Source organism: Chitinibacter sp. GC72 (genome assembly GCF_009760905.1).
Lineage (GTDB): Bacteria > Pseudomonadota > Gammaproteobacteria > Burkholderiales > Chitinibacteraceae > Chitinibacter.
This window is the reverse complement of sequence record NZ_VIRW01000002.1, coordinates 1-26,943: the sequence shown is the minus strand read 5'-3', so window position 1 is coordinate 26,943 and position 26,943 is coordinate 1. Positions and strand designations below refer to the sequence as shown.

Sequence of the window (26,943 nt, the reverse complement as noted above, 5' to 3'; positions counted from 1 at the left end):
GGATGGAGCAGGGCATGCGCTATGGCAGCTGGGTTGCCGCCGTAATGATCGTACTGGCGGTATTGGGTCAGACGCAGGGCTTGTTGCCGGGGCTGGAGCGCTGGTCCTACGATGTACGGGTACGCATGTCGGCGACGGGGGACGTGCCTTTGCAGCAGGTGGCCACGATCCGTATTGACGACACCAGCTTGCAGCAGATCGGCCGCTGGCCTTGGCCGCGTGAAACGCAGGCACAGTTGCTGGAGATTTTGGTTCACGATTACGGGGTGCAGCTGATCGGGCTTGATATTGTGCTGGCCGAGCCCGAGCAAAATCAGTTGCAGCACGAATGGGCGGCGTTGTGCCGTGATCTGGGCGGCGAGCAAAGTCCGCGCTGCCAGCAGTGGCAACAACGCCTGCAGCCACTGTTACTACCCGAGCGGCGCCTGATGCGAGCCTTGACGCAGCTGCCTGTGGTGGGCGGCATGTATTTTCTGCCCGAAGCGCGCCAGTCGGGCGCACTGCCCGAGGGGATCGCGCTTGAGTCCGGCCTGAATCTGTTTCCGCTGGCGCGTGGCTTCGGCGGCAACTGGCAGGGGCTGGCCAGGGCCTTGCCCGATGCTGGTTTTCTGAATACCCAGGTCGATGATGATGGCGTGGTCAGGCGCGTGCCGCTCCTGATTCGCTATCAGGAGCGCCTCTATCCGGCGCTGGCGGTGCGCATGGCGGCCCGACTTGCCGGTCCAGCTGCGCCGGTGATTGAGCCGCTGATACTGAGTGACGATTCGGGCGCGCACGTGCTTGATGGCATCCGGCTTGGGCAGCGCGTTGTCCATCGTCTGGATGCGGCTGGCCGTGTGTTGCTCCCCCAATTTGGCCCGGCAGGTGCTGTGCCGGGATTTTCAGCAGCGGATATTTTGCATCGCCGGGTGGATAAATCGGCCTTGCGGGGCAAGGCTGTCCTGATCGGAGCGACCGCTCCGGGCTTGCAGGATATCCGGGCGACGCCAGTGAGCCCGATCTATCCCGGCTTGGAGGCGCAGGCCTCTTTACTGATCGGCATTTTGTCAGGCCAGCTGGCGTGGCAGCCGCCTTTGGCGACATTGCTGATGCTGCCGCTGATGGTATTGATCGGTGGCTTGTTGGCTTGGCGTTTTGCCCGCGATGATTTTTTGCGTTGCCATCTGTGGTTTGCACTCGCGATCGGTGTGCTGATTGGGCAGGCCTATTGGGGCTGGCAGCAGTTTAGATGGGTATTGCCTGTAGTGTGGCCTTTGATCATGATTGTGGCCCTATACCTGTGGATGGTATTGGCAAGCCGTTTTCTGGCTTTTCGCCAGCATCGTTTGCTCAAAGCGCGTTTTGGCGAATATATCCCGCCGCAAATTGTGGCCAGGCTCGATAGCGCCACCTTGCAGCAAGGCATGAGCCCGGAGGTGAGGTCGATGACGGTGCTGTTTGCCGATGTGCGCGATTTCACTGCGATTGCCGAACAGCTGGGTGCGGACGAGCTGGCCGAATTGCTCAATCTGTATCTGAGCGCGATGACCGAGCAGATCCACGCCAATCAGGGCGTGGTAGATAAATACATTGGCGACGCGATTATGGCGTTCTGGGGCGCGCCGGTGGCCGATGAGCTGCAGCATGCGCACGCGGTGCAGGCCAGCCTGGATATGCAATCGAGCCTGATCGAGCTGAACCGCCAGTTTGCTGCACGAGGCTGGCCCGAGCTGGCGATGGGCATTGCGCTGCATGCAGGGTCGATGCGCGTTGGCAATATGGGCTCGCGCTACCGCCGCGCCTATACCGTAATGGGCGATGCGGTAAATGTGGCGGCTAGAACCGAAAGCCTGACGCGTGTTTACCAGCAAGGCTTTCTGGTGACCGAGGCGCTGGTGCAGGCTTTGCCGCAATATGCCTGGCTGGAGATTGACCGGGTCAGGGTGAAGGGGCGGCAGCAAGCCATTTCGCTCTATACCTTGCCACCCGCAAATGATCTGCGCTGGCTTGCAGCGTGGCAGCAACTGCGTGCGGCTTGTCTGCAGGGGGATGCGGTACTGGCGGCTGAGTATTTGGCGCAATGCCGTGAGCTCGGCTTGCCAGATGGTCTATATCACAGCTATCGGGCTCGCTTACCCAACTGGCCAGCAGATGGCATCTGGAGCTGGCAATCCAAATAGTTTTTGGGAGGTTTTCATGGCATCAATTCGTCGTCGCACTTTCATGCTCCTGCTTGCGGCCTTGCCGCTTTCCCGCGTCTGGGCAATGAGTGGGTTTTTGTATCGCCCCGGCCTGCGGGCGATTCAGGGCAGTGTCAAAATCAACGGCAGTCCGGCCACTGAAGGCATGCCGGTCTCCTGGGGTGATACGGTGGAAACCGGCGTGAAATCCAGCGCGGTGTTTGTGTTGGGCAAGGACGCATTTTTACTGCGCGAAAACAGCCGGGTACAGCTGGGGCTGGAAGCGGCAAGCCGCTTTATCCGCCTGCAAACCGGCAAATTACTCTCGGTGTTTGGCCCCGGCGAAAAAACGCTGGAAACGCAGGCGGTGACGTTGGGAATCCGTGGTACCGGCTGCTATCTGGAAGCCGAAGGCGCTGGCACCTATGTCTGCCTGTGTTATGGGCATGCCATCCTCACCCCGAAAGCCGCGCCAGAGCAGATGATCGAATACAAAACCATGCATCACGACAAGCCGTACTGGGTGGAAGGCGCACAAGTACGTCCCGGTGGCGTGCGCAATCATACCGACGCCGAGCTGACCATGCTGGAAGCCCTACTGGGACGGAAACCGCCTTTTTCGTCGTCGGATCAATATCGCTACTGAGTGAATGTCAACAGACCGCCGACCAGAAAGAACGCCAGCGCACAGCAACGGTTAAAGCGCCGGATGCGTCCCGGAGCCTGTAGCCACTGTGCCAGTTGATGGCCACCCCAGGCATAGGCCACCTGCCATAGACTTTCAATGCAAAAAAAAGACACGAGCAAAATCAGCCATTGCGGTCCCTGGGGCTGATTCAGATCGATAAATTGCGGCAGGAAAGCCCCGGCAAACAGAATGGCTTTGGGGTTGGACAAGGCGACAGTGAAACCGGTCTGGTAGCGCGCATATGCGGTATTGGCACTTTTTTCCGGCATATTCATTGTTTCTCCGGCGCGCCAGCATTGCACCCCCAGATAAATCAGGTAGACGCCACCGACCAGTTTCAAGCCCTGAAAAAGTACAGGCGAAGCCATTAAAATGGCGCCGACGCCCAGTGCAGACAGACCGATCAAGATGGCCAGACCACTGATCGCTCCCGCCATGGTGGCCAGCGTCGCCCGCCAGCCATAGCGGGCGCCATGGCTTAGCATCAGCAACATATTCGGGCCGGGCGTGGCTGAAATAAAAATGGTACTGGCAAGAAATATAATCCACAGATTGAGGTTCATGGTGTCCGGGGTGTTTTGAATAAGGAGCCGACTCATCGGCTGTGCGCGTGCATGAAAGGGCGCTGATCTACAATTTTGCTGCCCAGTTTAAGCATTTTGTCAGCAAATAAAGCCTTGTTTTGCTACGCTTTACTATGATTGCTTGCCTTCAGTGGGCTTTGTCATAAAAATAATGGGGTTTTACCCCGCTTCAATTGCCGACTCTGCCTTTATAAGAGAAATATCCTGTGTCTCGTAATCGATTAAATCAGCAAGTTGACGATTCCGGCTATTCATTTGGCCGAATCCGTAAAGTGCTGATCTTTTTATCTTTGTCGGTTTGCGTGATTGCACTGGCTATTCTGGCGCAATCTACCTGGCGCAGCCGCGAGGAGGCGCTGGGCAAGGCCGAGCAAGAAATGTTGCTTCTGTCCCGCACGATGGAAGAGCACATTGGCCGTTCGATGGAAGGCACGTTGTCGGCCATGAATGGTGTTGCGCACGATGAGATTTTCACTTCCTGTCTGGCGGCGCGCGACGAAGCCTGTTTGCACGCCTACCTGCAGCGCACGGTAGGGCGCTATCCGCAAATTGCCACGCTCGCGCTGGCGTATCCCGATGGCGATCTGGCAGCGTCCAGCACTATTTATCCGGTTGAGGCGCGCAACCTTTCCAGCGCGCCGTATTTCCGCGCGATGCGCAGCCGTGCTCAGGCTCCTTATTATATCGGCGAGCAGCAAACCGATCCGACCGGCAAGCTGGAAATGATTCCATTTGTCGTCAGTGTATCCGATCCGCAAACCAAAATGGCTGCGGTGCTGGTGGCGGGTTTGGCGCCAGATTTTTACCAGCAGTTTTATGATTCGATCAATTTGGAACGGCAGCTGGTGATCCGATTATTTCGCGAAGACGGTATTTCGCTGGTGCGCTTTCCCAAAGCCAATGAAGAAATCGGGCGTGATATATCGCAGCGCAGTTTCTTTGACAAAGTATTTCGTGATGCGCCAACCGGAATTTTTTATGAAACCAGCAAGATTGATTTTCTGACCCGGATTTATGGCTGGCGTCGCGTTCAGGGCTGGCCATTGGGTGTCTCGGTGGGGGTTGATCGTGAGTTGGTGCTGGCCCAGTGGCGGCAGGATACACTGGTCAATGTGGCAATTGCACTGCTGCTGGTGCTCTCGGGTGTGGTATTGCTGTTTTATGTTTTGCGCCAGCTGCGCCGTTTGGAGCGCACTGAAGATACGCTATTTTTGACCAAGGTCGCCGTTGAAAATGGGGCCGATATGGCGATCTGGCTGGATCCGCAGGGGCATATCCGCTATGTAAATGCCACCAGTAGCAAGCGCCTAGGTTACAGCGAAAGCGAGCTGATGGCGATGCGTTTTCGCGATATTCACCCCAATTTCAAAGCGGATGGATGGCCCAAGTTCTGGCAAAAGTTGCGGCATCACCGTCACCTTTTTGACGAGATTGTCCTGCGTACCCGTACGGGTGAAGAGTTTCCCAGCGAAATGCACTCGAACTATATTCTGTTCCAGGGGCAGGAGTACAACTGTGCCGTGGTGCGCGATATTTCCGAGCGCCGTATGGCCGAAGAAGCCATCGGCAAATCCGAGCAGCAATTGCGTCTGGCGCTGGAAGCCTCGAATACCGGTTTGTTCGATATGCCGCTCGATGGCCGCCGCACAGCCGTGACCAGCCCCGAATATGATAAATTGCTTGGCTATCAGCCAGGCGAGCTCATTGAAACATTTGAGAAATGGAAAGAGCAGCTTCACCCGACTGATCGCGAGCAGGCTGTCTCGGCTTATCGTGATTATTATGTCGGCAATTCGGCGCAATTTACCGTCGATTTTCGCCGCCGCACCAAACTGGGCGAGTTTCGCTGGTATCAGACCCGTGGCAAGTTTGTCGACTTTGATTCGCGCGGCAAACCGAGCCGTCTGATCGGCACCATGACCGATATTACCGAACGCAAGGAAGCGCAGGATCGCATTACCGAGCTGGCTAATTTTGATACCGTCACCGGCTTGGCTAACCGCAATTTGCTGCGCGACGAGTTGCGCCTTGCGCTGGCTTCTGCCGAGCGCTACAAGCGCAAACTGGCCTTGCTGTTTCTGGATCTGGATCGCTTTAAAACGATTAACGACTCATTAGGCCATGCGGCGGGCGATATGGTGCTGGCGCAGGTTGCGCTGCGTTTGCGCAGCATTGTGGGCAAGCAGGATATTCTGTCGCGCCTCGGCGGTGACGAATTTGTGCTGGTGCTGGCCGATCTGCCCAATGCACTGGTTGCCGGCGACGTGGCCGAGCGGATTCTGGCGTCGTTTGGCGAGTCGTTTGTGCTTGAAGCGGGCAATTTTGCGACGTCCACCTCAATCGGGATCAGCGTTTATCCGGATGATGGTCAGGATGCCGACGAACTGATCAAAAATGCCGACGTGGCCATGTATCAGGCCAAAAGCAATGGCCGCAATAATTACCAGTTTTTCACCGCAGATATGAATGCCAGAGCGTCCGAGCGTCTAAGTCTGGAAACCAGCATGCGCCAAGCGCTGGATCGCGGTGAATTCGAAGTGTATTTCCAGCCGCAAGTCGGGCTGGATCAGGGCGGTATTATTGGCGCTGAAGCGCTGATTCGCTGGAATCATCCCACGCAAGGGCTGGTGCCGCCCGGCAAATTTATCCCGATTGCCGAAGAATCGCGCATGATCGTGCCATTAGGCAACTGGATTTTGCGCCGCTCTTGCGAGCTGGCCGCGCAATGGCAAAGAGATGGTTTGCCGCCGATTACGATTGCCGTGAATCTGTCGCCTTTGCAGTTGCATCAGGCCAATTTGCTGGATCTGATTCAGGATGCGCTCGATACCGCCGGGCTGGATGCTAAATATCTGGAGCTGGAAGTCACCGAGTCGGTCGTGATGCAGGAAGTCGAGCATGTGATGGCCATGTTGCATGGCATCAAGCAGCTGGGGGTCAAACTCTCACTCGATGACTTTGGTACCGGTTATTCCAGCTTGTCGTATCTGAAACGTTTTGCCTTTAACAAGCTTAAAGTGGATCAGAGTTTTGTCCGCGATATCAGCTCTGATCCAAACGATGCGGCCATTGTGCTGGCGATTATTGGTCTGGGCAAAACGCTGGGGATGTCGGTGCTGGCTGAAGGTGTTGAAACCGAGCTGCAGCTTGAATTTTTACGCCGCGCCAAAACCGATTCGATTCAGGGTTATCTGTTTAGCCGCCCGGTTCGTGCTGATGAGTTCCGGCAATTGCTGCAAGAGCAGCGGCAGCTCAAACTACCCGAGATTGAAATGATCACAGTGATTCCGGAATAATCGCACGAATCATTTTTGATACTAGGTTGATGCAATACCCAAACAAAATGCCACGTCTTTGCGTGGCATTTTGTTTGGTAAAGCGTGGACTTAATCGTCGTTGGCTTTGAGTTCTTCAACCAGATCAATATAGCTTTGCATGGCCTGCTCGCGATCCAGCCCTGCCAGTTTGGCCCAGGCGTCAAATTTGGCTTGCGCCACAAACTGGATGGCAGAAGGGCGCTCGCCCTGTACATCACCTTCGCTCGCCTGTTTGTAGAGTGCGTACAGCTTGAGTTTGGTTTGTACATCAGGCGCTTCGTTCAGTTCGACCACTTCGTTTTGTGCGGTTTGAAAGCGTTGAGCCAGTTCAGACATAAAACCTCCGGTAAAACGATCGTTTGAAATTGTGACCAGTATAGGCAGCAAATCTCGGCGTGCCAAGCCCCGAGCCGACCGCTGACGCCTTGCGCTGTCGGTCTGCGTATGAAAAAGGGTAAAATATAGCTCGGGTTTGTTGCTGCTTGGTTTGCAGACGGCAAAGCAAGCGCCAACAGATTCTTCAAGGAGTTCATCTTATGCACACCCCAAATCTGATTGCTTATCTGAATGGCCAGTTTGCGCCACTGGACGAGCTGAAAATCCCGGTGCTGGACAGGGGGTTTTTGTTTGGCGATGGCGTGTATGAAATGATTCCGGTGTATTCGCGCTGCGTTTTCCGGCTGGATGAACACTTGCAGCGTCTGGCGCGCAGCTTGGCGGCGGTGGGGATCGCCAATCCGCATGAGCTGGCTGTGTGGCGGCAGATTGTGCTGCAACTGGTGGCACAGCAGGATTTTGCCGACCAGTCGGTGTACCTGCAGATTACGCGCGGTGTGGCTTATCCGCGCAATCATGCTTTTCCGTCGACAGACACCGCGCCAACGGTCTTTGCATTTAGCGACCCGCTGGAGATGCCACCCGCGGCGCTATTTGCGCAAGGCGTTGCCGCTGTCACTACACGCGATATTCGCTGGCTGCGTTGCGATATCAAGGCGATCTCGCTGCTGGCCAATGTGCTGGCCAAACAGCAGGCGGTGGAGGCGGGTGCGGCCGAAACCATTATGCTGCGCGATGGCAGACAAGGGGAAGAAGCCCTGATGATCGAAGGTGCGGCGAGCAATATTTTTATAGTTAAAAGTGGCGTGATTTATGCGCCGCAAACCAGCGAGCTGATGCTGGCCGGGATTACCTACGAGCTGGTGATCGAGCTGGCAGAGCAGCATCAGTTGGCGCTGGTGCTGGGCGAGGTGAGCGAGGCCATGCTGCGTGACGCCGACGAGGTATGGCTGACGTCGTCATCCAAAGAAATACTGGCGATTGTCGAACTGGATGGTTTGCCAGTAGGAAATGGCAAACCTGGCCCCATATACCAGCAAATGCTGTCGATTTATCAAACCTACAAAGCCACGGTGATGCGCCGTGGCGAGGACTGAATATGGCTTTAATTGATATTCCGAACCAGAAACTTGAAGACCTGGTGACTTTTCCTGCCCTGATTCCCGTGAAAGCGGTCAGCCATAAAAACATCGCCGAGCACGAATTTCGTGCCGCTGTATTGGCCGTGACGCGCGAGCTGGTGCCAGTGTTTATGGAAGAACACATCACGATTCGTGCTTCGAGCGCCGGCAGCTATTTTTCGGCCACGCTAATGGTGACATTCGAGCACATTGATCAGGTGTACGCGCTCGACACGGCATTGCGCGCCCACCCGCTGGTATTGCGTGTTCTGTAATGATGCTTGCTGAAGATACATTGCTAGGTATTGACCTGCAGGAAATGTCCGGTCTGCCCTACAGCGATATACCCCTTGATCCATTTCCGCATGTGCTGCGTGTGCGGCAGCTGGGGCAAGTTGATTACCAGCCAGTCTGGCAAGCCATGCAGCGTTTCACTGCCGAGCGAACTTCCGACACCATTGATGAGCTCTGGCTGCTTGAACATCCGCCCGTCTTTACGCAGGGGCAGGCGGGCAAGGCCGAGCATATCCTGGCCATGTCGGATATTCCGGTGGTGCAGATCGATCGCGGCGGGCAGGTGACTTATCACGGCCCCGGTCAACTCGTTGCCTATTTACTGCTCGATTTGCGCCGCTACAAAATGGGCGTCCGCGATCTGGTGCGCAAGCTGGAAAACAGCGTGATTGGCATTCTGGCCGATCATGGCATTGCGGCGTATGGCAAAGTCGACGCGCCCGGCGTATATGTCAGGGATGAATACGCTGAATCCAAGATCGCCAGTCTGGGGCTGCGTATTCGCAATGGCTGCTGCTATCACGGCCTGGCGCTCAATGTGAGCATGGATCTGGCACCATTTGGCCTGATTAATCCTTGCGGTTATCAGGGTTTGCAGGTGACGCGCATGGCTGATTTTGGTCTTGACGAGACACCCGCGACATTAGCCGCTAAAATGGCGGACAAAATTGCCCACCAAATCAAAACTTTAACCGTTTAGTTTGTACGGTTATCGGGAAAAAAATGACTGAAGAAATCAAAACACCGGCAAAGCCAGGCAAAGAAGTTGGCGTCAAGCTTAAGGGCGAAGCCAAAACTGCACGTATTCCAATCAAAATCGTGCAGCTGGAAACCAAGCTGAAAAAACCGGAATGGATTCGCGTTCAGGCCGCCAGCCACAATAGCCGCTTCTACGAAATCAAGGAAATCCTGCGCGAGCAGAAGCTGCATACCGTCTGCGAAGAAGCATCGTGCCCGAATATCGGCGAATGTTTCGGCAAGGGCACGGCTACTTTCATGATCATGGGCGACATCTGTACGCGGCGCTGCCCCTTCTGTGATGTCGGTCATGGTCGCCCCAATCCGCTCGATGAAAACGAACCGCGCCATCTGGGCGAAACCATCGCCGCGCTGAAACTCAAATACGTTGTGATTACGTCAGTCGACCGCGACGATTTGCGTGACGGCGGTGCGGCGCACTTTGTTGAATGTATTCAGAAAACGCGTGAGTTGAGCCCCGAGACGCAAATCGAAGTGCTGGTGCCCGATTTCCGTGGCCGCATGGACATCGCGCTCGATATTTTTGCGCAGGCCTTGCCCGACGTCATGAATCACAATCTGGAAACCGCGCCACGCCTCTACAAGCAGGCTCGCCCCGGCTCGGATTACCAGCACTCGCTCGATCTGCTCAAAGAATTCAAACGCCTGTACCCGCATGTGAATACCAAATCCGGCATTATGGTTGGCCTGGGTGAGACGGACGAAGAAGTCTACCAAGTGATGGAAGACATGCGCGCGCATGACATCGACATGATCACGATCGGTCAGTATCTGCAGCCATCGAATGGCCATTTGCCAGTGTTGCGCTATGTGCACCCGGATCAGTTCAAGGCTTTCGAGAAGCGCGCTTACGAGCTGGGTTTCAAGCACGCTGCCGTTGGCGCAATGGTTCGCAGTTCATACCATGCCGATCAGCAGGCGCATAACGCCGGTTTGTAAGACGGTTGAACTTGAGTGATGTAAAAAATGGCGCTGCGGCGCCATTTTTTGTGGGGATTTATTGACACTCGATCTTGGCTTACAAGTAATTGCTCAGCCTTGAGCATGATTTATTTATACTGTTTCGATCAGCTTATGGATAAATTGATATGCGCAATGAGCAGGCGATCACGCCCCCCGATGTTTATGTGATGGATACGAAAACGGCAAAAGGCCGTGGCGTGTTTGCCGCACGAGCTTTCAAGAAAGGTGAGCTGATTGAAGCCGCGCCGATTCTGCTGGTTGATCATCCATTTACCGCGCTGCCAAACGAGCTGAAGTTTGTCGCTTTTGGTTGGTCCTTCTTTCCGGACAAGCCCAATGCTGTCGCGCTGGTGCTCGGCTATGGCAGCCTGTACAACCATAGCAGCCCGGCCAATTTGTGGTATCACGCTGATGAAAGCTTTAGCCATATGCGCTATGTTGCGGTGCGTGATATCGCGATCGATGAAGAATTAACGATTAATTACAATCTGAACGATGATCAGGGCGGGGGTAGCGATACCGAAGGGCGCTGGTTCAAGGACAGGGGATTGGTCGAGATTTAACGCATCATCATTGCAATGAAATATGACGGGGCTGATGCCCCGTTCTTATGTATTGCCAAGCAAGCATTGTTGTATATCTTTTTCTGGGCAATACATTGGGAGGGTATATGAGCGATTTACCACGGCATGAGCTGGCCATGACGGTGCTGATGACGCCCGATATGGCCAATTTTTCTGGCAAGGTGCACGGTGGTGCTTTGCTCAAGCAGCTCGATCAGGTGGCCTACGCCTGCGCCAGCCGATACGCTGGTGCGTATGCGGTGACGTTGTCGGTGGATCAGGTGATGTTCAAGCAGCCAATCAATGTCGGCGAGCTGGTGCATTTTCTGGCCAGCGTGAACTACACCGGGCGCACCTCGATGGAGGTGGGCATCCGGGTGGTGGCAGAAAATATCCGCGAGCAAACGCAGCGACACACCAATAGCTGCTATTTCACCATGGTGGCCATGAGTGCCCAGGGCACGCCGCTCTCCATCCCGGCGCTGCAGATTAGCAGCGCGGTGCAGCAGCAGCGCTGGGACGAAGCCTTGGCGCGCCGCAATATCCGTCTGGCGAATGGTTAATTAAATGATTTAAACCAGCAGGGGCTTAGCCTACTTGCAGCTCGAAGCGGTGCTTGATGAAGAGTTGCCGGATGGCCGGGTTGGTATGGCTTAGCCCCTGAGCCAGCGTGGCCTGATGCTTGCTTTTGCTGGCGGTGTCTAGCTTGGTAAATTGCAGCAGCAAGGTTTCGCTGCTGCGATAGTGGTTGGTTTGCAGGGCATGGCTAAGCGCGGATTGTCCATGGCCGTCTAGCAGGCCCAGATCGGCCCCTGCCTCCAGCAAGCTGCGGATGGCAGCATGGTGTCCGCGCGATGCGGCTTGCATCAGCGGTGTAATGCCGGCTTTGCTTTGCGCATTCACCGCCGCACCGTGTTCGAGCAGTAGCGCCAGTGAGGAGAGATTGCCAGCGGCTGCGGCCCAGTGCAGTGCGGTAAAGCCGCCCAGATCGCGAGTTTCGGTATTGGCATTGCGCGATAGCAGCAAGCCGACCAGCGCAAGATGCGATTGGGTCGCCGCCCAGATGAGCGCTGTTTTGCCGTATTCATCGCCGGTTTCAATGTCGATGCCCGCTTTGAGGTGAACCAGTACGCGTAGCGTGTTGCCGGATTCCGCGGCTTGAAAGTAATCTTTTTGCGTGCCGTTGACTTCGTAAAAACTTAGCCCGTCATCTTGCAGTTTGACGTGATCCCAGGTTTGTTCCTGTTCGGGTTCGCCGCCAAAGCGCTGGGTATGCAGCTGATAAAGTGTAAATAGCTCGGAAGCCACCGCAGGCGGAAAGCCCTGGCGCGTGCCGCGTTCATCCACGGCCAGCTCGCTGATAAAAGGCTCGAGCTGTTCGCTACCCCACAGTGCAACGACCTGCTCCAGTATGCGCGGGTACTGTTGCTCAAGGTGGTGCGGGTAGAAATCGCCATCATTACCCAGTAAGGCCACAACTGCAGGTGTCAAAACAATCTCTTTATCTCTTAGGTACTGTCGTCAAACTCTACCGATTGCGGGTATTAAGTTCAAGGTAAAAAAAACGCCACCGGTGGAGCCGGTGGCGTTTTCTTGCGCTGGGACAAATTACATCATGCCGCCCATACCACCCATGCCGCCCATGTCTGGCATTGCTGGTGCGTCGTCTTTTGGCAACTCAGCAACCATGCAGTCAGTCGTCAACAACAGACCTGCTACCGAAGCTGCGTGTTGCAATGCTGAACGAGTTACTTTAGCTGGATCGAGTACACCCATCTCAACCATATCGCCGTATTCGCCAGTCGCCGCGTTGTAACCAAAGTTACCTTTGCCTTCCAGCACTTTAGCCACCACAACGCTTGGCTCGTCGCCCGCGTTTTGTACGATTTGGCGCAATGGAGCTTCGATTGCGCGCAGCACGATCTTGATACCTGCGTCTTGATCAGAGTTCGCGCCTTTCAGCTCAGTGATCGTTGAACGAGCACGCAACAGCGCAACGCCGCCACCTGCCACGATACCTTCTTCAACCGCTGCGCGAGTCGCGTGCAACGCGTCTTCAACGCGTGCTTTCTTCTCTTTCATTTCAACTTCAGTTGCCGCGCCAACCTTGATTACCGCAACACCGCCAGCCAATTTAGCTACGCGCTCTTGCAGTTTTTCACGATCGTAATCGCTGGTTGATTCTTCAACTTGCTTGCGGATGGTTGCAACGCGAGTTTTGATCGCTTCTTCTGAACCAGCACCGTCGATGATGGTGGTGTTTTCTTTTGCCACTTCGATGCGTTTAGCTTGACCGAGCATGCTCAAATCAGCTTTTTCAAGGCTCAGACCCACTTCTTCAGCGATTACAGTACCGCCAGTCAGAATCGCGATGTCTTCGAGCATCGCTTTACGACGATCGCCAAAGCCTGGTGCTTTAACCGCTACAGTTTTCAAGATGCCGCGGATGTTGTTCACTACCAACGTTGCCAATGCTTCGCCATCAACGTCTTCAGCGATGATCAGCAATGGACGGCCCGCTTTTGCTACTTGCTCAAGTACTGGCAGCAAGTCACGGATGTTGCTGATTTTCTTGTCGAACAACAATACGAATGGGTTGTCCAGCGCAGCGATTTGTTTGTCTGGGTTGTTGATGAAGTACGGTGACAAGTAGCCGCGGTCGAATTGCATACCTTCAACCACGTCCAATTCGTCTTCCAAGCCTGAACCGTCTTCAACGGTGATCACGCCTTCTTTACCCACTTTGTCCATCGCAGCCGCGATTTTTTCACCGATGATTTCATCAGAGTTAGCAGAGATCGAGCCAACTTGCGCGATTTCTTTGCTGGTTGTACAAGGTTTAGCGATGTTTTTCAGCTCGCCCACCAAAGTCACCACGGCTTTGTCGATACCGCGTTTCAGGTCCATTGGGTTCATGCCAGCAGCAACGTATTTCATGCCTTCTTGCACGATGGCTTGAGCCAATACGGTTGCAGTCGTCGTGCCGTCACCAGCGATGTCAGAAGTTTTAGACGCCACTTCTTTCACCATCTGCGCGCCCATGTTTTCGAATTTGTCTTTCAATTCGATTTCTTTGGCAACCGATACACCGTCTTTAGTGATCGTTGGCGCACCGAAAGAGCGCTCCAGCACGACGTTACGACCTTTAGGGCCCAAAGTTACTTTTACCGCGTTCGCCAATACGTTAACGCCGTTGACCATTTTTGCGCGTGCGCTGTCACCAAACAGAACTTCTTTAGCAGCCATTTTCAATTCTCCAAATTCATAATCAACCGGCTTTTTGCCGGGAAACAATCTTTAGTGTGGATTACTCAACGATCGCGAAGATTTCTTCTTCACGTACAACAACCAACTCTTCGCCGTCGATTTTCACGCTTTGCGCGTATTTGCCGAGCAAGACTTTATCGCCGACTTTGACAGTTAGTGCTTGAACTGAGCCGTTTTCCAGTACTTTGCCGGCACCAACTGCAATCACTTCACCCATGTCTGGTTTTTCAGCCGCGCTGCCAGCTAGCAAAATGCCAGATGCAGTTTTTTCTTCGGCTTCAACGCGCTTGATCACAACACGGTCATGCAATGGACGGATTTTCATGGTGTTAAAACTCCTGAGTACAAGTTCGTTAATTCAGAATTTGATTGGCGCAGATGGCATTTTTAGCACTCTCTGCGCTTGAGTGCTAAATAGTAGGGGCGAGTGCGGGGCTTTTCAAGAGGCTGACGCTAAAAATCATCGGCTTTTTGCCGGGCAGCTGCTTTGCTTGGTTAAAAGTGGTGGCGGCTGGTGCAGGTAATATTTATTTCTTTCGCAGGCAAGGTGCCAGCAGGCGCTGCTGCCGGATTTTTTGCTTGGAGTATACGCCTGAAAGCTAGGGGCAGATTGCTCTGCAGGGCAATACCCTGGGGGAATAAAAAATGCCCTGAGCAAGCTCAGGGCATTTTAGAATTTTTGGCGGAAGCGCAGAGATTCGAACTCTGGGGGGACTCGCATCCCCGACGGTTTTCAAGACCGCTGCCTTAAACCACTCAGCCACGCTTCCGTTCTTGAAGAGGCCGAACTATAGCAAGCATTTCCGGGCTTGTCTCGCTTTTTTATAGTACTTTGGATAATTTTTCGATAAATATCTGTTCCGCAAACACAAAAAATCAGCCTTGTTACAGGGCTTGCAATATATAGAAGCAACTTCACTTTGCGGAACGTTGGAGTGGGGCATTGATAGTGTAGTGAGGGTCAAGGGGACGTGGAATAAATGTGGCGGATTTTTGCCACGTTTTATGCCGCGAAAGCCCCTTGATGCTCAAGCAACGACCTCAAGCTTCAGGTGGAGTGAGGGGAGGGTTTTATCCCCTGACTCCGCCGCCTCGCAAGCTAGAGCGGGTTTGGGCGGAGCCCATGGGTTTATGCCGTTCCGGAATCTGGTCACGTGATTAGTGTGGCAGAGACCACATTCGTTGATTTACGGCTGATTGCGGCAGCACATCGACTTCTGCTGTTCGGACATAGCTGGCACTTATGTGTAGCAACGGACACAATAATCAACTTACTTTTGCGTCAGATTTTAAGAGGGGTGAGAATCAGTCGAGTTCTGGTTAACCACTTCCACTTGCGTTCAATATGAAAAAATCCGCATTCATTATTTCGGCTGTAATTGGCACTGTTACGCTACTATCAGGCTGTCTGATCCCTGAGCGATTTACCGCGAAAATTGATTTTCAGCCAGATGCCAACTATACGTTTCACTATTCTGGCACTGCCGTTCACGCACTTGCTGCCGCCGAGATCAAGAAGAAAGGCTCCCTTTCAGAGAAAGATGAGAATGGTCTTAAATCAGACGCGGAAAAACTCTCGAAAAAACCGGATATTCAAAAGGCGATTTATAAAGGCAATGGACGGTATGAACTTGAGATTGAAAGTGCAAAGAAGGCTGGTCAGCCCCTGCGTGCGCTCGACATCTTTTCTGTGAAAACAGGGAAAGATGGTGTGGTAACAATCTCTTCCAACGAAATAAAAGATAAAGACAAGCGCGAATTGGAGCAATTAGGAATCGCCATTAACGGAGTTCTTGAGGTGCGCCTTCCGAAAAATGCAAATGTTATATCGCATAATGCAACAACAACACCAACTCTTGGGATCGGTTCATATTCTTGGAAAATCGGACGTATCGATCAAAGACCAATGATGAAAGTCCAATTTAATCCATAACGCAATGTGCAAAAAGTGCACATTGGCTCAAAAGCTAAACGTTTGAATATCCTTCGCTACGCTCCGCCGTGTTTAGTTTAAACATGAGCCGTAACTTGAAACGTGAAAGGCCGCAAACCATTAGGTAGCGGCCTTCTTTATTTTTATATCCCGAGCTATTTGGCTACAACGAACTTTCGCAGCGATCTATTTGAATGACCATTTTGCGTAGCTTGTCGCATCTGCCGACATCCTCGACCCCAACACCCCAGATGCACTGAACATTCAGCAATCGGGAAGATCGCCCGACTGTTGCATTGCCTTCGCAAAGCTACTAAATGCCAAATCCCATTGCTGCCGCATGCGAGTGTTCCAGTCTAGGATTGACTGTTTATTTGTTGGGTCTACCTGGCCATCACCTGTCGTAGCACCTCTGATAATCCATTCAATAAAATGCGGGCGATACTCACCAACTACTGCAACCATTTCTGCACTTGGTGGTTGTGCATGCACAATGACTTGTTTCCATTCATCTGCCGAAATTTTCATATTTGACTTTCCTTCAAGGTAGCTAAATAGCTGATCCCCTGATGGTGACGCCCATTCAAAAATAACCCATGTCAACCGTTCGGAAATCGTTCGGTTTGCTCTTTCTTTAAGCATGGGAACCGAGCCGAATGGCGCTTCCCCGCCTGCTCTTTCTAGTACACCGTGTAGTATAAATTCGCTTTCATCATGAAATTTGCTACACCAAAAGTCGACCATTTCAACAGCTGCATCTGTCCTTCCATAGAAGAAGTTTTTCCATCTACTCGCACTAATACTGCTTATTTCTTCTAACTCCCTGAACCTGCCTCGTTGTGGGAATCTCTTTTCAATCCGCGTTCTGAGGCGGTGACTCAACTCTTTTTCTTGCTGTGTCTTGGCCATTTGACCCCCTCCTTTGTTGATGTGCCATTCAAAGCTAGCATATTTTTTGCACGATAATATTGCACGGTGTAGTTTAATGGTGTAATTTGTTCGCGGTGAGTGGTTCTATTAGTGCAGATTGTAGAGATTTTATCTTTTTTCTGCACTGTAGAGGGCTCTATCGTGCTTCAGCGCGAGGGTTGCCGCCCGCCCGCAGCCTGCGAGGACGGACGGCAAGGCGAAGCGATGAACACTGAAAGCCTGAATTACGAACGTAGCCCCCATACTTTTACAAGGAACACGAAAATGAGTACTGCCCAAGAAAATCAAAAGTTGTCACTGAAACCAAACCAAGCCCTGCTCTTTGGACGTATCCATTCGGTTCGCCGCGCAGACGACTTCACCTACACCGAAGTAACACTTCCCGCCGTTGACCAATACACTCCACCAAATTCTGTAGAAATCCGCTCGAAAAAGCGCTTGGGTCAATCAGGTGACACCGTTGAAGTGCTTGTGACTTGCGGCGGCTATCGCGCCAAAAGCTTTCAATATCTCGACAAACAGACTGGCGAAAAAGTAACCCGCCGCCCGACCGTCAACGTTTATTCAGCTGTCGAGGAATAAACGATGAATTCGATGCCAATCCCGCGCCTGCTGGAATCGCTCGAAATGGCCTCAGAGGTGTATATCGAGTTCGTTACAGCGCCTCACCCATCATCACGTTTGCTTGCAGATCGCGCTTTTGTTTCAACACTGATCGGCTCAATCACGCCTGATTTTATTGAGTTGAAAACAGAAGAGCAGGCGCGTTTCAAGGCCATCGCTAAAGTCGTTGGCCTGCCTGACCCCCTTGTTCCTTACCGTGTGAAGCAGGGGGCTTAACGTGCAACTTCGTTCTGCCGTCGAATACCGTCAACGCTATTACCAGCAAGACAAGTGGTTTGTAGATAAATGTCTGGCAAAAGTGCCTCCAGCATTTGCCCGCGTTATTCGTCGGAAGCATAACGACATTGTTTTCAAAACGGAAGGTAGTGATACCCGCGCCGCTGCTGCCGGGAATATTCTGGTTCGTGAGTATCGCGACCATATTGAATCAGTAACCGGGAAATTTAATCTTGCGGCCAATGATGAAGAAATTCGCATTCAGGCCAAAAAAGTGGCTAATGAGATCATTTCTCAACTCAAATTCCCGCCTTTGACTAATGATGCAAAAGAGCTGTTGTCTCGCGCACTTGAGTTTTCCAAGCAATTTGACGTTGAGTCTTCTGATCTGCCTGCAATTGGCAAGAATGGCGTAACTGAAGAAACATTGCTTCAGCGCCTCACTGATGAATATTACTGGCGGCGTGTATTACGCCGTGGCACCGCCCGTAGATTGGAGACCGAAGCAATCCGTTTGGGTCTAGTCAACATTCAGGCGGGCGCTTACGCCAGCGACGAAAGTGTTTATCGTTTCCGTGCTCAACGGAAGCGCAATAAAACGCTATTGCAAAATCTACAGGCGACCAACGAAGCTGGTGACACGTTTTCATTGCAAGACCTAGCGGATACCAGTGTTTCAAATCCGGCTATTCGCCGCTCCGAATTAATGACACGCATTGCTGGACAAGAACGTATTGCACGTGACCTTGGCCATGTCGGTGTTTTTATTACTGCAACGTGTCCGAGCCGTTTTCATGCGTTCAAGCGTCTAGGCAAAAAGAAAGCCACACCAAATCCAAATTTTGATGGTTCTACACCTCATGATGGTCAGGTGTACTTATCTCTAGTGTTTGCACGTGTTCGTGCAGCACTTCATCGACGTGGAATCAAACCGTTTGGGTTCCGTGTGGCAGAGCCACACCACGACGGTTGCCCGCACTGGCATCTACTTTTGTTTGTTGAACCCGAGCATGTGAAGACCATGCAGGAAATATTTCGCCGCTACTTCACCTCGGAAGATCAGCAAGAGTTGATCAATAGCGTCAGCGGCAAAATCAAATGGCAGCGTCGCATCAAGTTTATTCAAATTGATTGGAAACGTGGTAGCGCAGCTGGCTACATCGCTAAATACATTTCAAAAAACATCGACGGCAAGCAAACGGACGGTGAAAGCATCGGTGTTACTCACGATGGTTTTGAAGCCATTACGGCAGCGGAACGTGTGCAGGCATGGGCGTCAATCTGGAGCATTCGCCAATTTCAACCAATTGGCGTTGCACCTGTAACTCTGTGGCGGGAACTTCGCCGCATTGCTCGTCAAGACCCGTCAGTTGATTCTGACATTCTGGAGCGTGCTTCTGTTGCTGCAGAACAGGGCGATTGGGCTGAATACGTTCGAATACTTGGCGGCACAGGTTTGAAGCTGTGTGATTTGCCGCTAGGTCTCGTGCGCGACACCAATTTGCTTAATAAATATGGCGAAGCCAGCACATCAAAAATTACAGGTGTTGTTGATCGAGTTGACGGTGATTTCGTGCGCTCACGGATTCATGAATGGACGGTTGAGTTTACGCCCATGGGCGAGCGAAGCGAGCTTAGTTCGACTCGTATCAATAACTATACGGTCGGCCAGATCGGCGGAACGCCGAGCCACCGCGAACTAGATGTTTTTGCCTTTAAAGAAAATCAGATTTTTATTCCACGGTTTGAGCAGAGCGCTGCAGGTCGAAGTGCTGCTCAAGCAATAAGGCTGGATGGATAAAGGATGGCTCTCGGACAAGTAGTCAATGTGATCGTGTGCATGCCGGGTACGCCGACTCGTGTTCCCTGCCCTGCAGGGCAAACCACGAAGGTTGTGCAGGCTTATGTGATTGATCCAGCAAATGCAGCTCAATTTGAGGCTGAAAACGAAGCGTTTTCGACTGCAACGGCAGGCCAGTATTTTTCGTTTGGCCTTTCCACCGTTCTGTTTGTCTGGCTTCTCGGGATTGGCATGGGATCAATTGTCAGTCTGGTGAAAAGAGCGTAACGGGCGCTTTCCCGTTTTTTAACTAGGAGTATGACCATGAACTTTTTGAAAAAAATTGCAGGTGTTTCTGTTGCAGCACTTTCTTCTGCTGCCGCTTTTGCAGGTGCAGCGCCAATTACTGATGTAAATGGCCTCGTCGCAGCGGTGAACTTCGATGATGTTAAGACCGGGCTGTTGTCCGTATCAGCCGTGATTCTTGGCGTGTACCTCGCGATCAAGGCGGCTGAATTCATCTTGAAGAAAGTCAAAGGCGCTTAATCGTTTTGGGCGGGTTTCCCGCCCGTTTTCTCTTGGGTGAAGTAATTTTCCCAATAGAAAACGGGTTGGACTTATGGGGGTTGTATGGCTGCAGAGTTTTGGTATCTAGCAATGTTTTGTTTTGGTGCGCTATGCGGCTGGGCTTTTATTCGTGGGTTTGAATCGTGAAGAATTTGATGCTGGTTTTATTGCTACTGATGTTCAGTATCCGGGTAATGGCCGCAGCCGTTCCTGCCTACAACCCCAATATGGGGCGGGCGGTTGGTGAAATAGTCGCTCAAAAAGCCACCAAGCGAATTACCCCGGGTCGCGCAGCGAATGATCCAAATTACAACTATGTAGCCGCAAATGATCCGCGCTATGGCGCAACAGTAAATGGTGTCAGTGCGGCTGTCGTTACCATCGCCGGGGGGGTAGTTGCCGGAGCAACATGGCCTGTGATTTTGGCTGCCGCTGGAATTTCAGTAGTTGCTAGCGTTGCATTGCCATTTTTGATCGACAAAGCAATTTCATGGTTCTGGAAACCTGATGGCACGATTGAAGTCGGCTCAATGACTGAGTTTGTGCCAATCGATAATTCAACAGGCTTACCTTTGAATGGACCGTACTGGCGAGCTTATACGCAAATCGGTCCTGCAGTGCTTGGCGCTGATCCCGAAGCTGTTGGTCAGCAGGCAATTTCAATCCGCTTTTCACCTGAAAATAATCAGGCATACAAAGGCTACCGCAATGTTGCTTGCACAAAAACCAGCAACATCATCTACAAATGCAATTTTGATGCGGTGTATCGCCAGCCAAGCCAAACCGGAGAGGAGTTATTTACGGCTTCAAGCGTGACTGTTGAATATGTTGCCAGTCCGCCTGCGCATACGGCTTGCCCGAAAGGGAAATGGCTGCGCGATAAAGAATGTGTGGCCTATGATTTTAAGCCGCTGCCAACAGTCCCCGGTACAGGGATTGGACTCACGCCAGTTGATGCCATCAATAAATTGCCAGAGGCCGCTTTAGATGCCCAAGTTCATCCACTGCAATTGGCTGCAGCAGCAAATGCGCTTTGGCGAAATGCAGCGTTACAACCTGACTATCGTGGTTTGCCTTACGACGCAGCTGATCCAATTACCGAGGGTGATGTTGAAAACTGGCGCGTAAACAATCCAACTTCATATCCAAAAGTACGCGATTTTGTATCGCCTGCAATTAACCCGAACTCAACATCGCAAGTCCCGATTCCACCTGTAACTACAGCAACGAATCCCGGTACTCAACCCATTAATGCACCGCAAGGCGCAACGCAAATTGATTTGGGGCCTGATCCGGTAATCGGCTCGCCAGAACTGGAACAAACGCCAACTGGCAAAGAAATTTTTGCACCAATCAATGATGCACTTGCGCCATTGAAGGGATTTCAAGTTCCGGGTCACAGTGCGCAATGCCCGACGGGTGAGTTCAATTTTTCGCTTATGGGCCACCCATTTTCAGGCGCATTTGACGCGCATTGCCAACTGTTCGAGCAACACAAAGAAGTTATGTCATCGGCAGCGCTGTTGATGTGGGCTTTGGCTGCGCTTTTCATCATTTTGGCGGCGTGAGGTAAATCATGTTTGGCATTTTGCTCTCGGCATTCAACGCCGTTATTGGCTGGGTCTTTCGCACGCTGATTGTGAAGTTTGTCGTCGCGTTTGCAGTGTTCTTTCTGGTGCAACTGATGGCTGAAAACCTCATTGAATTGCTGCCAGGCATAGATGGTTTGAATTCTGCATTTGGCGGCGTAGCGCCAACAGTGTGGTGGTATCTGGATGCGTTTGAAATTGCTGCCGGCATTCAAATGGTGATTGCTGCGTATGTCACTCGCTTTTTAATTCGTCGTATTCCAGTCATCGGGTAAGCCATGCCAATTAATGCATACACTGGCTTGATGGGGTCGGGTAAATCCTACGAATGCGTGAGTAGCGTCATTCTTGAAGCGGTACGCCGTGGTAGGCGCGTGATTACCAACGTGGCCGACATTGATAGCGATGCAATTCGCGCCTACCTGCATGACAAGCACGGCGATGAACTGGAAAAGCTGGGGCACGTTGTTCACGTTTCAAATGATACGGTCGCAAGCCCGGAGTTTTTCTGCCACGGCACAGAGGCCGAAACCACGGTTCAACCGGGCGATTTAGTGTGCATTGACGAGGCTTGGCGCTTTTGGGGTTGCGACTGCAAGATCGCCCAAGAGCATAAAATTTTCTTCCGCGAGCATCGTCATTACGTCAGCCCAATCACTAAGGTGTGCTGTGACTTGGTGCTGATGGTTCAGGACATCACCGACCTGCACCGTATTTTGCGGGTGGTCGTTGAAATGACCTTTCGCACGGTAAAACTCAAATCGCTCGGTTTGAGTAAAGCCTATCGGGTCGAGGTCTATGAGGGCTACAAGCTCAACGCTAAAACTCGCGTAAACACATTCCCCAAAAAATACGACAAAGCTATTTTCCCGCTGTATTCGTCATACACCGGAGGAACAGGTAAAGAGCATCAAATTGATGATCGACAGAACTTGCTCAAAGACTGGCGGCTGTGGGCGTTGGTCGTCGGCACGATCATAGTTTTCGGCGTTGGCTTTTACAACATGTGGAAATTCTTTCACCCGACGCCCGTGGCAACAGAGACAGAGAAATCAGCCAAGGTTCTACCTGTAGTGAATCACCAAAATCAAAGCATCGGCGGGAAGGTACAAAACCAAACCGAGGGAATGTCGCGCTGGCGCTTGACGGGCTATTTGCAAAAACAGGATGGCACGTTGCTGGTCAGCCTGCACGACGGAAAACATTATCGGACGGTTAAAGCGACCAGCTTTGCGATTGATGGCCTAACCACATCAGGTTATATCGATGGCGAAATGGTGGCCTTCTGGTCTGGTAGCGAACTTGAGGTAGTGCCATTTGGTGCGGCATTGCCGACCGCCACGGAGTCCAAACAATGAAACGCCTTACATTGATTTTTCTGTTTCTCACATCGTTGGCCATGGCAGCAGATCAGCAGCCCAAATCACGGCTGTTTTTTGATGCGCTGCCTGTGCTTGAGTTTGCCAAGCTGTATTACACCGAAATTGAACGCAAGAATTTCGTCATTGATCCCAAGGCACAGCAAATTACCGACAAAGTGACGATCTCGTTTGATGCGAAAGAGCCGAAGCAATACCGTACCTTGTTCCTCAGTGTATTGGCCATGTCAGGTCTTGAAGTCGAAACTCAGAATGGCACGGATTATTTGCGCTTGAATACGAAAGCGAGCACACCTGCAGAACCGAATGAAATCTTTGTGTACCGCCCCAAATTTCGTGACATCACTTATTTTTCTGATTTGCTGTCCAGCCTGTTTCCGAAAGGTCGATTTACTTTCCAACGTGCTGTGCAAGCATCGATTGCGGCCACGCCGGGTCAAGCGCCGATTCAGGATGGTGGCAATTCGGCGTACTCGCAAATCAATAAACATCACGACCTGTTAATTTTTAGCGGCCCTGCGCAAGAAGTCAGCCAATTGCGCGGCCTGATTCAGCAAATTGATTTACCAGAAAAACAAGTTCAAATTTCAGCCGTGGTCTACGAATTTTCTACAGTAGATACCAACTCATGGGGCGTTGGTGCTTTGCTCAAGCTGTTTGATGGCAAGCTGAAAGTATCATTGGGAATGTCGCCAGCTTCGGCCACAGGCAATGTGTTGACCTTAGCAACGGGCAGTTTGGATTTAGTGGCTTCACTGGTATCCACCGATACTCGATTTAGAGTGATTTCCCGCCCACATGTGCGCGTTAAAGATGCAGCCGCAGCCCGCTTTATGAGTGGTGATGATGTCCCTGTGCTCGGTGCTGCCGTAATTGATAAAAACGGGAATCCTGTTCAATCCGTTGAATATAAATCCTCGGGCGTCATTTTGGATGTTGCGCCAAATATTCGCGATGAAATTGTTGACTTGGCGATTACACAGCAAATCTCAAACTTTGCGGCAACCAAAACTGGCGTCAGTGCATCACCCACGCTGATTAAACGCGAAATCAAAACCAACCTGCTGGCCAAGCCCGGCGAAGTATATGTAATCGGCGGCTTAACTAGCGCCAAGTCCACAGAAGAAAAGTCACATTTACCATTTTTTAGTCTGCCGCTAGGCGAAGGCAAAGACTTAAATCAAACCGAAATACTTGTGCTGTTACAAGTTGACCGAGTTTGAAACCGATTATTTAGAGGAGAAAACACCATGAAGAAAATGACAATTTCGCAATTTCACCGCTGGTTTTTGTTTGATGGATCGCTTGGCGGATTGAGCGGCGTGGCACTGTATGCGATGGCTTGCCAGCTTTTAAGTGCTCCAATTTCATGGTCAGCAATATCGTGGTTTTTTGTCCTGTGTGGTGGCTTGTACCTGATTGCGCAGCTTGCCATCGATGAATTGAATTTTCGCAATATTGACTCGGAGTAATACGAAATGGCGATGGATCATATTGAAGAATTTGACGTTCCCTTTGGTACTTCGGCAATGGATGCGCTTGATGTGCCACCGTTTCGTGATGGGCGGCCAATGAAAAAGGTAGTGCTGGTTTGCCCTGCGTGCGGTGAAAAAGGCATCTGGATCGAACCGCCAGATACCACGCTGAAATTTGGCGATGCGGCTTCTGAGTGTGATGTATGTGGCTATGGATTGGATTATTTTTAAGGTGCTGGCATGAGTGCGCTATTTTTGACTCGTGATGAGTTGATTGAATTAACCGGCGTTAAAACGGGGCAGGGCGGTAAGCCACGCGAGGTTTTGCAAAGCCAATGGTTGCGAAGCGTCGGAATTCCCTATTGGGTGAATGCCAGAGGCGCACCCATTGTTGCTCGTGTTGCAATTGAAGGTTCTAAGCATGGTGCTGCAATAGCGGCTGCCCCTGCGTGGTCACCGCGTGTCATTTCTGGTGGAGCGCAGTAAACACGATGGGTAGAGTACCAACAAGAAATAAAAACCTGCCGCCCCGAATGCGTGCGCGTCATCGGGGTGAAAAGGTCTGGTATTACTACGATGCTGGCGGAAAGCCGCGCCGTGAAGTTCCGCTGGGCGATGATTACGTGATTGCCGTCCTGAAATGGGCGGAACTGGAGAAGGCTGAGCGTACCGAAGTTATCGTGATTACCTTTCGCCATGCTGCGGAACGCTATATTCGTGACGTTCTTCCAGAAAAAGCACCGAGAACTCAAAAAGACAATTTAACGCAGCTCGCAAAGCTGCTCGCCTTTTTTGATGATCCACCTGCTCCGCTGGATCAAATTGAGCCAATTAATATTCGGCAATTTCTTGATTGGCGCGTAGCCGAAACGAAAGAGCGGTTAAAGCGGGCAGGCAAAGAAGATGCAGCAGGGGATGGCCGGGTTCGCGCCAATCGTGAGAAAGCGTTGTTCTCACATATTTGGAATTTTGCCCGGTCATGGGGCTATACCAATAAGCCGAATCCATGCCAAGGAATTGCTGGCTATCGTGAACACGCTCGTGATGTGTATGTTGATGATGCCGCTTACAATGCGGTTTATCAGCAAGCGGATATCGTGTTGCGTGATGCAATGGATTTGGCGTGGCTGACTGGTCAGCGTCCGGCGGATATTCTGAAAATGTCAGAAGCTGATGTGAAAGACGGCGTGTTGTGGGTGAAGCAAAACAAAACGGGCGCCAAACTTCGAATTTCAGTTGTAGGTCAGTTGGCCGAAGTGATTGAGCGCATCATGACGCGCAAGCAGGCCTATAAAGTGCATAGTTTAAAGCTGCTGATTGATGAGGTTGGCAAACCGCTAACCGAATCAATGCTCCGCCATAAATTCGATCATGCGCGCGAGTTAAGCGGCCAAACTTGGCAATTCCGCGATCTGCGAGCTAAGGCCGGAACAGAAAAGGAAATGGATTCCGGTATGAGCGCCGCGCAAGATTTGCTCGCTCATACCACGCAAAATATGACTAGCGTTTATGTCCGGAATCGTGTTGGAAAGTTGGTTACCCCGACTCGCTAACTTACCGCCAATAAGCGACGAAGACTTGCTGCAACATTGTAGACATGAATGTTTCCACCAAGATATTTGACAAGATTGACATGACCTCTAGATTCTAAAGTAGTCAGAATGTGATTAATCAAGGTGATTGGTTGAGCTGTTTTTGTTTGTAGATCTAAGTTGCTGTTCATTTGATTATTAACAACTTCAGAAATAACGTTAGCCACTATGCCTGAATAGTTTGCAATATATGCTGCAGCATATGTTTCAAACCCATATTCAGTGATTTGATAGCGGCAACCATATCCTTCGAGTCCTCCTCCAATAAAATGTGAAACGGTTATATAGCCGTGCTGCTCTAGTATTTCTATGCAGTCTTTTATTTCCGAACGCTTGAAGCCCAATGTGTTTACATCGGGAAATAGCTGTTCTGGATCGATGAAGAAGTCTTCACTCTGGAGGCAATATTCACACGACTCCTTGAGAACTAAGTTGTCTGCCTTAGTTATACCGCCGATTTCATTGTAAATGCTTATCGTGTGAGCTGGTGCAGAGCCAAGAGGGGGCTTGTCGGTCGCGCCAAAAATAGAGGATAAAATCCGGCTAAAATTGCCCTCGTAAGTAATCACGCATAACTAATTTTAAATTTCGAACCGAAGCCGGATAAAAGGGTGTGGACTTCTTCGACCAATTTATCCTTGCTCCACGACTTGAAGCTACGCCAAAAATGCTTGGCGTGTTTCCACACGATCTCGATCAAATTGAGCTCAGGGCTATACGCTGGCAAGTACATCACCACAAAACGATGATCCACCAACCAACGATTGACCACCTCTTCATCAAAATGGTGATGCACTGTCGCGTTAT

31 protein-coding genes and 1 tRNA gene are annotated in these 26,943 nt (G+C 51.6%); 23 read left to right on the top strand and 9 right to left on the bottom strand.

What is annotated here, in order from left to right; translation table 11 throughout:
* The first annotated feature begins 14 nt into the window (after positions 1-14).
* Together FLS37_RS01830 and FLS37_RS01825 are read left to right on the top strand one after the other, a co-directional pair.
* On the top strand, positions 15-2,159 hold the full coding sequence (locus FLS37_RS01830; RefSeq protein WP_198314450.1) for a CHASE2 domain-containing protein: 2,145 nt from the start codon (positions 15-17) through the stop codon (positions 2,157-2,159).
* A 16-nt stretch (positions 2,160-2,175) separates the two neighbouring features.
* Entirely contained in the window at positions 2,176-2,805 is a 630-nt protein-coding gene (locus tag FLS37_RS01825) for a hypothetical protein (RefSeq protein ID WP_157314226.1), read from the top strand.
* Here FLS37_RS01825 and FLS37_RS01820 read toward each other — a convergent pair.
* The gene (locus FLS37_RS01820; RefSeq protein ID WP_232522462.1) at positions 2,799-3,446 is read right to left on the bottom strand and encodes a LysE family translocator; all 648 of its coding nucleotides are present in this window, start codon (positions 3,444-3,446) and stop codon (positions 2,799-2,801) included. The two genes, FLS37_RS01825 and FLS37_RS01820, sit on opposite strands and share 7 nt — an antisense overlap.
* A gap of 191 nt (positions 3,447-3,637) precedes the next feature.
* Between FLS37_RS01820 and FLS37_RS01815 the strand changes: the two genes are divergently transcribed.
* Entirely contained in the window at positions 3,638-6,727 is a 3,090-nt protein-coding gene (locus FLS37_RS01815) for an EAL domain-containing protein (protein ID WP_157314225.1), read from the top strand.
* A 90-nt stretch (positions 6,728-6,817) separates the two neighbouring features.
* Here the strand turns inward: FLS37_RS01815 and FLS37_RS01810 are convergent, their stop codons facing one another.
* Positions 6,818-7,084, bottom strand: coding sequence for an acyl-CoA-binding protein (locus tag FLS37_RS01810; protein ID WP_157314224.1), 267 nt, complete (start codon positions 7,082-7,084; stop codon positions 6,818-6,820).
* A gap of 200 nt (positions 7,085-7,284) precedes the next feature.
* Between FLS37_RS01810 and FLS37_RS01805 the strand changes: the two genes are divergently transcribed.
* The 6 genes from FLS37_RS01805 to FLS37_RS01780 all read left to right on the top strand — a co-directional run bounded on the left by FLS37_RS01805 (position 7,285) and on the right by FLS37_RS01780 (position 11,347).
* Complete coding sequence (locus tag FLS37_RS01805) at positions 7,285-8,181, top strand: D-amino acid aminotransferase (RefSeq protein ID WP_157314223.1); 897 nt, start codon at positions 7,285-7,287, stop codon at positions 8,179-8,181.
* 2 nt (positions 8,182-8,183) lie between these two features.
* The gene (locus FLS37_RS01800; RefSeq protein ID WP_157314222.1) at positions 8,184-8,480 is read left to right on the top strand and encodes a YbeD family protein; all 297 of its coding nucleotides are present in this window, start codon (positions 8,184-8,186) and stop codon (positions 8,478-8,480) included.
* Positions 8,481-8,575: 95 nt separating this feature from the next.
* On the top strand, positions 8,576-9,199 hold the full coding sequence (gene lipB / locus FLS37_RS01795) for a lipoyl(octanoyl) transferase LipB (protein WP_374756823.1): 624 nt from the start codon (positions 8,576-8,578) through the stop codon (positions 9,197-9,199).
* A 23-nt stretch (positions 9,200-9,222) separates the two neighbouring features.
* Positions 9,223-10,197: a lipoyl synthase gene (gene lipA, locus FLS37_RS01790; protein WP_157314221.1), complete on the top strand. Its 975-nt coding sequence runs from the start codon at positions 9,223-9,225 to the stop codon at positions 10,195-10,197.
* A 149-nt stretch (positions 10,198-10,346) separates the two neighbouring features.
* On the top strand, positions 10,347-10,784 hold the full coding sequence (locus tag FLS37_RS01785; RefSeq protein WP_157314220.1) for an SET domain-containing protein-lysine N-methyltransferase: 438 nt from the start codon (positions 10,347-10,349) through the stop codon (positions 10,782-10,784).
* A gap of 107 nt (positions 10,785-10,891) precedes the next feature.
* Positions 10,892-11,347 (top strand): acyl-CoA thioesterase, encoded by a 456-nt coding sequence (locus FLS37_RS01780; RefSeq protein ID WP_157314219.1) that lies wholly within the window; start codon positions 10,892-10,894, stop codon positions 11,345-11,347.
* 25 nt (positions 11,348-11,372) lie between these two features.
* On the opposite strand, the gene FLS37_RS01775 is transcribed toward FLS37_RS01780, so the two are convergent.
* From FLS37_RS01775 to FLS37_RS01760, 4 genes are all read right to left on the bottom strand, one after another.
* On the bottom strand, positions 11,373-12,275 hold the full coding sequence (locus tag FLS37_RS01775; RefSeq protein WP_157314218.1) for an ankyrin repeat domain-containing protein: 903 nt from the start codon (positions 12,273-12,275) through the stop codon (positions 11,373-11,375).
* A 117-nt stretch (positions 12,276-12,392) separates the two neighbouring features.
* The gene (groL, locus tag FLS37_RS01770; protein WP_157314217.1) at positions 12,393-14,030 is read right to left on the bottom strand and encodes a chaperonin GroEL; all 1,638 of its coding nucleotides are present in this window, start codon (positions 14,028-14,030) and stop codon (positions 12,393-12,395) included.
* A 61-nt stretch (positions 14,031-14,091) separates the two neighbouring features.
* Positions 14,092-14,376, bottom strand: a complete 285-nt coding sequence (locus tag FLS37_RS01765) for a co-chaperone GroES (RefSeq protein ID WP_157314216.1) — start codon at positions 14,374-14,376, stop codon at positions 14,092-14,094.
* 355 nt (positions 14,377-14,731) lie between these two features.
* Positions 14,732-14,821: transfer RNA gene (locus FLS37_RS01760), tRNA-Ser, on the bottom strand.
* Between the two features lie 575 nt (positions 14,822-15,396).
* Between FLS37_RS01760 and FLS37_RS01755 the strand changes: the two genes are divergently transcribed.
* A complete protein-coding gene (locus tag FLS37_RS01755) occupies positions 15,397-15,984 on the top strand; it encodes a hypothetical protein (RefSeq protein WP_157314215.1) in 588 nt (195 codons plus the stop codon).
* Positions 15,985-16,248: 264 nt separating this feature from the next.
* On the opposite strand, the gene FLS37_RS01750 is transcribed toward FLS37_RS01755, so the two are convergent.
* A complete protein-coding gene (locus FLS37_RS01750) occupies positions 16,249-16,893 on the bottom strand; it encodes a hypothetical protein (RefSeq protein ID WP_157314214.1) in 645 nt (214 codons plus the stop codon).
* 285 nt (positions 16,894-17,178) lie between these two features.
* Between FLS37_RS01750 and FLS37_RS01745 the strand changes: the two genes are divergently transcribed.
* The 13 genes from FLS37_RS01745 to FLS37_RS01685 all read left to right on the top strand — a co-directional run bounded on the left by FLS37_RS01745 (position 17,179) and on the right by FLS37_RS01685 (position 26,097).
* Positions 17,179-17,496 carry a hypothetical protein gene (locus tag FLS37_RS01745; protein WP_157314213.1) on the top strand — a complete coding sequence of 106 codons (318 nt, stop codon included), beginning with the start codon at positions 17,179-17,181 and terminating at the stop codon, positions 17,494-17,496.
* Positions 17,497-17,499: 3 nt separating this feature from the next.
* Positions 17,500-17,754 carry a hypothetical protein gene (locus FLS37_RS01740; RefSeq protein ID WP_157314212.1) on the top strand — a complete coding sequence of 85 codons (255 nt, stop codon included), beginning with the start codon at positions 17,500-17,502 and terminating at the stop codon, positions 17,752-17,754.
* A 1-nt stretch (position 17,755) separates the two neighbouring features.
* Entirely contained in the window at positions 17,756-19,555 is a 1,800-nt protein-coding gene (locus FLS37_RS01735; RefSeq protein WP_157314211.1) for a replication endonuclease, read from the top strand.
* 3 nt (positions 19,556-19,558) lie between these two features.
* Positions 19,559-19,822, top strand: coding sequence for a hypothetical protein (locus FLS37_RS01730; protein ID WP_157314210.1), 264 nt, complete (start codon positions 19,559-19,561; stop codon positions 19,820-19,822).
* Positions 19,823-19,858: 36 nt separating this feature from the next.
* Positions 19,859-20,080 (top strand): hypothetical protein, encoded by a 222-nt coding sequence (locus FLS37_RS01725; protein ID WP_157314209.1) that lies wholly within the window; start codon positions 19,859-19,861, stop codon positions 20,078-20,080.
* 164 nt (positions 20,081-20,244) lie between these two features.
* The gene (locus FLS37_RS01720; RefSeq protein WP_157314208.1) at positions 20,245-21,669 is read left to right on the top strand and encodes a hypothetical protein; all 1,425 of its coding nucleotides are present in this window, start codon (positions 20,245-20,247) and stop codon (positions 21,667-21,669) included.
* Between the two features lie 8 nt (positions 21,670-21,677).
* Positions 21,678-21,965 carry a DUF2523 family protein gene (locus FLS37_RS01715; protein ID WP_157314207.1) on the top strand — a complete coding sequence of 96 codons (288 nt, stop codon included), beginning with the start codon at positions 21,678-21,680 and terminating at the stop codon, positions 21,963-21,965.
* Between the two features lie 3 nt (positions 21,966-21,968).
* Positions 21,969-23,048, top strand: a complete 1,080-nt coding sequence (locus FLS37_RS01710; RefSeq protein WP_157314206.1) for a zonular occludens toxin domain-containing protein — start codon at positions 21,969-21,971, stop codon at positions 23,046-23,048.
* A 92-nt stretch (positions 23,049-23,140) separates the two neighbouring features.
* A complete protein-coding gene (locus tag FLS37_RS01705; RefSeq protein ID WP_157314205.1) occupies positions 23,141-24,292 on the top strand; it encodes a type II secretion system protein GspD in 1,152 nt (383 codons plus the stop codon).
* 27 nt (positions 24,293-24,319) lie between these two features.
* A complete protein-coding gene (locus FLS37_RS01700) occupies positions 24,320-24,541 on the top strand; it encodes a hypothetical protein (protein WP_157314204.1) in 222 nt (73 codons plus the stop codon).
* Positions 24,542-24,547: 6 nt separating this feature from the next.
* The gene (locus FLS37_RS01695) at positions 24,548-24,775 is read left to right on the top strand and encodes a hypothetical protein (RefSeq protein WP_157314203.1); all 228 of its coding nucleotides are present in this window, start codon (positions 24,548-24,550) and stop codon (positions 24,773-24,775) included.
* A gap of 9 nt (positions 24,776-24,784) precedes the next feature.
* Positions 24,785-25,030 carry a DUF4224 domain-containing protein gene (locus FLS37_RS01690; RefSeq protein ID WP_157314202.1) on the top strand — a complete coding sequence of 82 codons (246 nt, stop codon included), beginning with the start codon at positions 24,785-24,787 and terminating at the stop codon, positions 25,028-25,030.
* A gap of 47 nt (positions 25,031-25,077) precedes the next feature.
* A complete protein-coding gene (locus FLS37_RS01685) occupies positions 25,078-26,097 on the top strand; it encodes a tyrosine-type recombinase/integrase (protein WP_198314449.1) in 1,020 nt (339 codons plus the stop codon).
* On the opposite strand, the gene FLS37_RS01680 is transcribed toward FLS37_RS01685, so the two are convergent.
* Both FLS37_RS01680 and FLS37_RS01675 read right to left on the bottom strand, forming a co-directional pair.
* On the bottom strand, positions 26,094-26,705 hold the full coding sequence (locus tag FLS37_RS01680) for a hypothetical protein (RefSeq protein ID WP_157314200.1): 612 nt from the start codon (positions 26,703-26,705) through the stop codon (positions 26,094-26,096). The genes FLS37_RS01685 and FLS37_RS01680 overlap by 4 nt on opposite strands.
* Positions 26,702-26,943: transposase (locus FLS37_RS01675; protein WP_198314448.1), on the bottom strand; the 242-nt coding region annotated here is incomplete at its 5' end. The genes FLS37_RS01680 and FLS37_RS01675, both read right to left, overlap by 4 nt.